The organism is Paracoccus sp. 08 (assembly GCF_024105395.1).
Taxonomy (GTDB): domain Bacteria; phylum Pseudomonadota; class Alphaproteobacteria; order Rhodobacterales; family Rhodobacteraceae; genus Paracoccus; species Paracoccus marcusii.
Window position 1 is genome coordinate 91,548 of the sequence record NZ_WEKR01000001.1, and the last position, 6,610, is coordinate 98,157.

Annotated in this window: 5 protein-coding genes and 1 pseudogene; 1 reads left to right on the forward strand and 5 read right to left on the reverse strand. The window is 67.1% G+C overall.

Annotated elements, in window-relative coordinates; all coding sequences use genetic code 11:
* The 5 genes from GBO37_RS00445 to GBO37_RS00465 form a co-directional block, all read right to left on the reverse strand.
* Positions 1-762 carry an SDR family NAD(P)-dependent oxidoreductase gene (locus GBO37_RS00445; protein WP_252926465.1) on the reverse strand — a complete coding sequence of 254 codons (762 nt, stop codon included), beginning with the start codon at positions 760-762 and terminating at the stop codon, positions 1-3.
* Positions 759-1,040 carry a hypothetical protein gene (locus tag GBO37_RS00450; RefSeq protein WP_252926466.1) on the reverse strand — a complete coding sequence of 94 codons (282 nt, stop codon included), beginning with the start codon at positions 1,038-1,040 and terminating at the stop codon, positions 759-761. The genes GBO37_RS00445 and GBO37_RS00450 overlap by 4 nt, the downstream gene beginning before the upstream one ends.
* On the reverse strand, positions 1,037-2,044 hold the full coding sequence (locus tag GBO37_RS00455) for a phosphotransferase family protein (RefSeq protein WP_252926467.1): 1,008 nt from the start codon (positions 2,042-2,044) through the stop codon (positions 1,037-1,039). Before GBO37_RS00455 ends, GBO37_RS00450 begins: the two co-directional genes overlap by 4 nt.
* The gene (locus GBO37_RS00460) at positions 2,041-3,252 is read right to left on the reverse strand and encodes an acyl-CoA dehydrogenase family protein (protein ID WP_252926468.1); all 1,212 of its coding nucleotides are present in this window, start codon (positions 3,250-3,252) and stop codon (positions 2,041-2,043) included. Before GBO37_RS00460 ends, GBO37_RS00455 begins: the two co-directional genes overlap by 4 nt.
* Positions 3,253-3,350: 98 nt before the next feature.
* Entirely contained in the window at positions 3,351-5,294 is a 1,944-nt protein-coding gene (locus tag GBO37_RS00465; protein ID WP_252926469.1) for a potassium transporter Kup, read from the reverse strand.
* 1,135 nt (positions 5,295-6,429) lie between these two features.
* On the opposite strand from GBO37_RS00465, the pseudogene GBO37_RS00470 reads away from it, so the two are divergent.
* Positions 6,430-6,610, forward strand: a pseudogene (locus tag GBO37_RS00470) (transposase); the annotation flags it as partial.

The window sequence follows — 6,610 nt, forward strand, 5'->3', positions numbered from 1 at the left end:
CTACAGCGGCGACAGCAGGTGGCCGCCATCGGCCACTAGGACCGATCCGGTCATGAACGCCCCCGCGTCAGAGGCAAGCAGCAGCAGCGGCCCGGCCAGATCGCCGGCCTGCCCCAATCGCCGCTGTGGAATGCGGCGGATCTGGGCCTGGCCATGGTCGGTGGCAAAGAAATCGCGGTTGATGTCGGTCTCGACATAGCCGGGGGCCAATGCGTTCACGCGGATGCCGTTGCGCGCCCATTCCAGGGCGTGCTGTTTGGTCAGCTGGATCAGTGCGGCCTTGGACGTGGCATAGGCAGACACCCCCGCCCCCTGCCGCAGCCCCAGGATCGAGGCGACATTGACGATGGCCCCGGGCCGCCCCGCCTCGACCAGCCTTGCGGCCACCGCCACCGACATCCGCCGTGCCCCGTCCAGATTGACGCCCATCACTCGCGCCCAGTCCTGGTCGGACTGCTCCAGCGACGCACCGGGAATGGCAATGCCGCTGTTGTTGACCAGCAGGTCTACCGGAGCGCCGGCCCAGGCCTCGGCATCGGCCACGGCGCGGGCGACGCTGCCCGGGTCGGTTACGTCCAGCGCGATGGAATGGGCGTCAGACAGGCTGTCGGCCAGGGCCCGCATCGCATCGACGCGCCGCGCGGCCAGCACGACGCGCGCCCCCGCACCGGCCAGCGTTCGCGCGAATTCCGCGCCAAGCGCGCCCGATGCCCCGGTCACCAGCGCCACGCGCCCGTCCAGGCGGAAACGATCCATGCTCATGCGGGCTCCTCGGCGGTGGTGGGGTCGGCGATCCAGGCGCGCAATCGGGCAACTGCCAGCAGGCGGGCATGCAGATCGGCGTCATGGTCATGCGCACCCGTCCGGATCGCGGCCACATCGACGGTCACGTCCTGCGACGGGCGGGCCAGCTCTCGCTGCGCCATGGCCAGCGCATTGGCGGCCAGCAGTGCGTGGTATCGGGCATCCGGCCCGCCAGGGGCGATGTCCCGGCGCAGGGTCGCCTCGGCCTCTGCGATCAGGTCCAGTGCGTCGCTCATGCGGCCTCCGGCGCGGTCATCTGCAGCAGGCGGTATTCCAGCGTGTCGGCGATGCGCCCCGTCAGTGCCAAGTGCAGCGAGCGTTCGGCCCCGCTGTCGTGGCGGTCGCCCTGCTGGAGGGCGATCACGGCCCATCGGATATGGGCCATGACCTCCCACCACCGCACGCGGCCGGGGGTGGGGACAACGCCCCCGGCCGCGGCATAGCCCGACAGGACGGCCGCGCGGCTGGCGATGCCGCCACCCTCCAGATCGGGGCGCGAAAACCGCCAGCATTCCGCGCAGAACCACCCCAGATCGCAGGCCGGGTCCGACCAGGCGGCGAATTCCCAGTCCAGAACGGCCGTCAGCCCATCGGCATCGACCAGGAAATTGCCGGTGCGGAAATCCTGATGTGTCAGGGTCACCCTGTCGGGCGCCGGCGCGTGGCGTTCGGCCCAACGCAGCGCCCATTCCAGGCCTGGTCGCGGCGCGGGCCGCGCATCCAGCCAGCCGCGCAGCCCCGCCACCGCCTGCAGGGCCGGATCGGCGGGGCGCGGCCCCAGGACCCTTGCCAGCGCCTGGTCCGGATCGATCCTGTGGATCAGCGCCAGCTGGCGGCCCAGGTCGCGGCCCAAGGCCTCGCGGTCGCCGCCAAGCGTCGTGTCGCGCACGACCTTGGGGCCATAGCCGGTGCCGCCCACCCAGGCCATCGCCGCGAAGGGCGCGCCGATGACCGAGGCGTCGTCGCAGAAGCCCAGGGGTTCGGGCACGCGCACACCCGCGCGGTGGGCTGCGGCGATGATCGCATATTCCTCTGCCCGAGACCGGCTGGCGGCGATGGTGGCCGGGGCGTCGCGACGGATCACCAGGCGGCGCGACATCCCGTCCGCCGTGACCGTCACCGCCCAATTCTCCTGGATCGCGCCGCCAGACAGCTTGTCCGCGGCGGTGACCCGCGCGCCGGGCAGGTCCAGCGTCGTCGCCAGCCAGGCGTCAAGTGCGGCGTTATCCGTCAGGCTCATGCGCCCCAGCCCCAGAAGTCGTCCCCCTCGCGTGCATAGGCATCGGCCAGCACCATCCGGTGCACCTCGGAGGCGCCATCGACCAGCCGCGCCTGCCGGGCATAGCGATAGATCCATTCCAGCACCGTGTCGCGGCTGTATCCCCGCGCGCCGTTCAGCTGGATCGCCACGTCGGCGGCCTGATGCAGCGTGTCGGCGACATGCAGCTTGGCCATCGACACCTCCTTGCGGGCATGGCTGCCCTGGTCCAGCGCCCAGGCCGCATTCATCGTCAGCAGCCGCCCGATCTGAATGTTCAGCGCCACGCTGCCCAGCATCAGCCGCACCGATTCTCGGTCGGCCAGCCGGATGCCGAAGCCCTCGCGCGCATCGACATAGGCCTGCGCCTCGGCCACGCAGCGCTTGGCCAGACCCAGCCAGCGCATGCAGTGGGTCAGCCGCGCGGTGCCAAGCCGGATCTGCGTGACCTTCAGCCCGTCGCCCACACCCATTAGGCGGTTCTCGTCGGGGATCTCCAGCCCGTCGAATTCCAGCTCGCAATGGCCGCCATGCTCCTCGGGGCCCATGATGGCGATGCGGCGCAGGATCTTCCAGCCGGGCTGGTCGCGGTGGAACAGGAACGCCGTCAGATGGCGGCGCTTCTCGTCGGGATTGGGGTCGGTGCGCGCGATTAGGATGAAATGCGCCGCCCCCTCGGCCCCGGTGATGAACCACTTGCGGCCCGTCACGCGCCAGACATCGCCATGCCGCACGGCGGTCGTGCTGATCATGCCGGGGTCGGACCCGCCACCCGGCGCGGGTTCGGTCATCACGAAGCTGGACCGCACCTCACCCGCGACCAGCGGCGCCAGCCAGCGCGCCTGCTGATCGGGGGTGCCCACGCGGGCCAGGATATCCATGTTCCCGTCATCGGGGGCCGCACAGTTGAAGACCGCGGGCCCGAAGATCGAGCGGTTCGCCTCCTCGTACATCACCGCGCGGCCGGTGACGGGCAGGCCCATGCCGCCCAGGGCCTGCGGCACCTGCGGGCACCACAGCCCCGCCGCCCGCGCGCGCGCGCGCAGCGCCTGCAGGGGCGCATCGGCGATGTTGTCATGATCGTCCCAGTTGGCGCGGTCAGCCTCGACCGGCAGGATATGGGTGTCGACGAAATCACGGGTACGGCGGCGGATGTCCTCCAACCGGGGGTCCAGGGTGAAATCGATCATGTCAGTCCTCTCCTCGCGCCATCCGCGTCCTGCCGGGGCCCACCATCCACCAGCCTCCGCGCGATGTCGATGCCGGGCGATCCAGACCCGGCGCCGCGTCAGATCAGCAGTTGCTGACCCAGGACGATCACGCGGCTGCTGGGCAGATGATAGAAGTCGGTGGCGTTCGCAGCGGATTTGGACAGGGACACGAACAGCGTCTCCTGCCAGGCGGGCAGTTCGCGCGTCTTGCCGGGGCGGAACGTGCGGCGGCTGAGGAAGAAGGACGTCGACATGATGTCGAAGCGCACGCCTTCCTTGCGGGCCAGGGTCAGCGCCTTGGGCAGGTTCGTCTCCTCCATGTAGCCGAAACACATGTCGATCCGGATGAAGCGGTCGGACAGGCGCGTCACCGTCAGGCGGTCGTTGTCGGCGACATAGGGGCGCGTCGCCACGGTCACACAGACGATGATGTTCGTCTCGTGCAGGACATGGTTGTGCTTGAGGTTGTGCAGCAGCGCGGCCGGCGCGATGTCGGGTTCGGCGGTCAGGAAGACGGCGGTGCCGGGCACCTCGACCAGCCGGTCAGACCTGGCCAGCATCTCGATCAGCGCGGCCATCGGGGTGGCGCTGCGCCGGGCCTGGGCCTGGACGTGACGGGTGCCGCGGATCCAGGTCCACATCAGCACGATCATCACGGCGGCCATCATGATCGGCACCCAGCCCCCGTTCGGGATCTTGATCGCGTTCGATCCCAGGAACAGCAGTTCCAGCGCCAGCAGCGGCGTGACCACCACGGCGACCACCATCAGGGGCCAGCGCCAGACCCGCAGGAACACGACCGAGGCCAGGATGGTGGTGATGACCATGTCCCCCGTCACCGCGATGCCGTAGGCCGCGGCCAGGTCCGAGGACGATCCGAACACCACCACCAGCACGACCACGCCGATGGCCAGGATCGCGTTGATCTTGGGCAGGTAGATCTGCCCCTCCTGGGTCTCGGAGGTGTGCAGGATCTCCAGCCGGGGCAGCAGGTTCATGCGCACCGCCTGCTTGATCATCGAAAACGCGCCCGAGATGACCGCCTGGCTGGCGATGACCGTGGCCATCGTCGCCAGGATCACCAGGGGCAGCAGCGCCCAGGGCGGCGCCATCAGGAAGAACGGGTTCGTCACCCGGTCGGGATGGGCCAGGATCATCGCCCCCTGCCCCAGATAGCTGAGCGTCAGGGCGGGCCAGACCAGCAGCACCCAGGCCATGCGGATCGGGCGACGCCCGAAATGGCCCATGTCGGCATAAAGCGCCTCTCCTCCGGTGACGGCCAGGAAGACCGATCCCAAGACGATCAGCGAGGCCAGCTTGTTCGTGACCAGGAACGCCCCGGCATGCACGGGGCTGAGCGCGCGCAGGATCGACCAGTCGTCGCCGATATGGGACAGCCCCATCACCGCCATGACGACGAACCAGCTGACCATGATCGGCCCGAACAGGATCGACACCGCCCCCGTGCCCCACCGCTGGACGATGAACAGCCCGGTGATGATGGCCAGCGTGACGGGCACCACGTAGGGGCCGAAGGCGGGCGCCACGATGGTCAGCCCCTCGACCGCGGACAGGACCGACATGGCCGGCGTGATGATCGCGTCCCCGAAGAACAGCGATATGCCGATCATTCCCAGCACCATCAGCCAGACGGGCCGCTTGCCCAGTGCCTGCTGGATCAGGGTCACCAGGCTCAGCGTGCCGCCCTCGCCCCGGTTGTCGGCGCGCATGATCAGGGCGACGTACTTGAAGCTGACGATCGAGATCAGCGTCCAGATCAGCAGCGAGATCACCCCCACCACGTCATCGGGCGACAGCCCGTCGCGCGACGCGGCATGCAGCGATTCGCGCATCGCATAGATCGGAGAGGTCCCGATGTCGCCATAGACGACCCCGATCGCCCCCAGGACCAGCCCGCCCAGGTTGCTGGAACCATGCTGCCCCGCGGTGGGAAGATCGGACAGGTGCGCCGATGCGGCGGCAGGTTGCGCCGGACCGTCGGGGGTGACGTGATCGCTCATGTGTCGACAACTCTCTTGGCAGCGCCGTGGCCTGCAGGCGCTGCCGCCTCTAGCAGGCACGCGTCGCATTGAGAAGAACGGCCCGCGTTCATCTGACATCCACGAAGGCGATCACGTCAAACCCTAGCCCGGCAAGACCGGCACCATGCGTGCCGCCTGCCCATCGTTCAATCAGAACGGCACGATTCTGCCAAGCCGGATCGGGTGGCAGGTTCGATCTGTCGTTGGGTCACATCGTTAGGGGCCGAATCACGCCTGTCCCCGGCGCGACGCGTGCAGGCATAGCCGGACGTCGTCCGACTGCCAAAGATGCCAAGGAAAGGTAAAGCCTGTGCAGGACCTGCGAACAACTGATTCTAGGAATTGAGACGTACGGCGATTCAATAGGTTCAAAGCGATCTTATTGACCGCAAAACTGAATAGACTGTTCAGAAAAGGAATAATGCGCGCAGCATGCAATGCTTCGCAATTGAATGGTTTTTATAGGGCACTGAACTGGTAGCTACTCTCTGATTCCGCAGTTCGATCGCAGTTGCGGGTGTTAGCATGTTCTCCCGCAAAATAAGCGGATGACAACCCACTCACCGCCAAAGCTCAAACCACGAAGAACAGCGATGCTACGCTGCAGCATTGCATCCGTCGCGAGCCACTGCTTGCCCTAGGACTGGTCCTAAAACTGCGTGGGCCCAGGCTACAACACTGGAAGAAGGCGGCTGCCCTGGGGGCCTCGCGTCATGCCGAAACTCCCGCGTCGGTCTGTTCCCGCTTCCCATAGAACACCACCTAGTCCCTTGGTTGGTGCTCTGTACTTTTCTCGGGCAAGTCCCAGCATGGTGACGGCGATCGAAATGGCGGCGCTCACTTCTGCGGTACAGGCCGCTGGCGGTGACCAGCGGTCGGACGCGGCCGGAGATAGCGCGAGATCTGGGCATTGAGCTATCGCCGCTGACGCGCTGGCTGAGCCAAAAGCGCGATGAAATTGAACCAGGTGAGGCACCATTCGATCTGCATGCCGAGTTAAAACGTCTGCGGCAGGAGAATGCGGTCCTGAAGTATTTGAGCCGGATTGACCTGCCCCCCCGGAACGTCCCTCGGTTTAATGTAGAGTTTGCTTCATCACGAAGGAGCAGACGACATGAGAAAAAGCCGCTTCACCGAGGCGCAGATCATTGGGATGATCAAGGAGCAGGGTCGACGTACTGCGTCGACGGAATGGCGACGGCGGATGTCTGTCGTCGGCATGGTCTCAGCCGGGCGACGTTCTACAAGCTCAAGGCCAAGTATGGCGGCATGGACGTGTCCGATGCCCAAAGGCT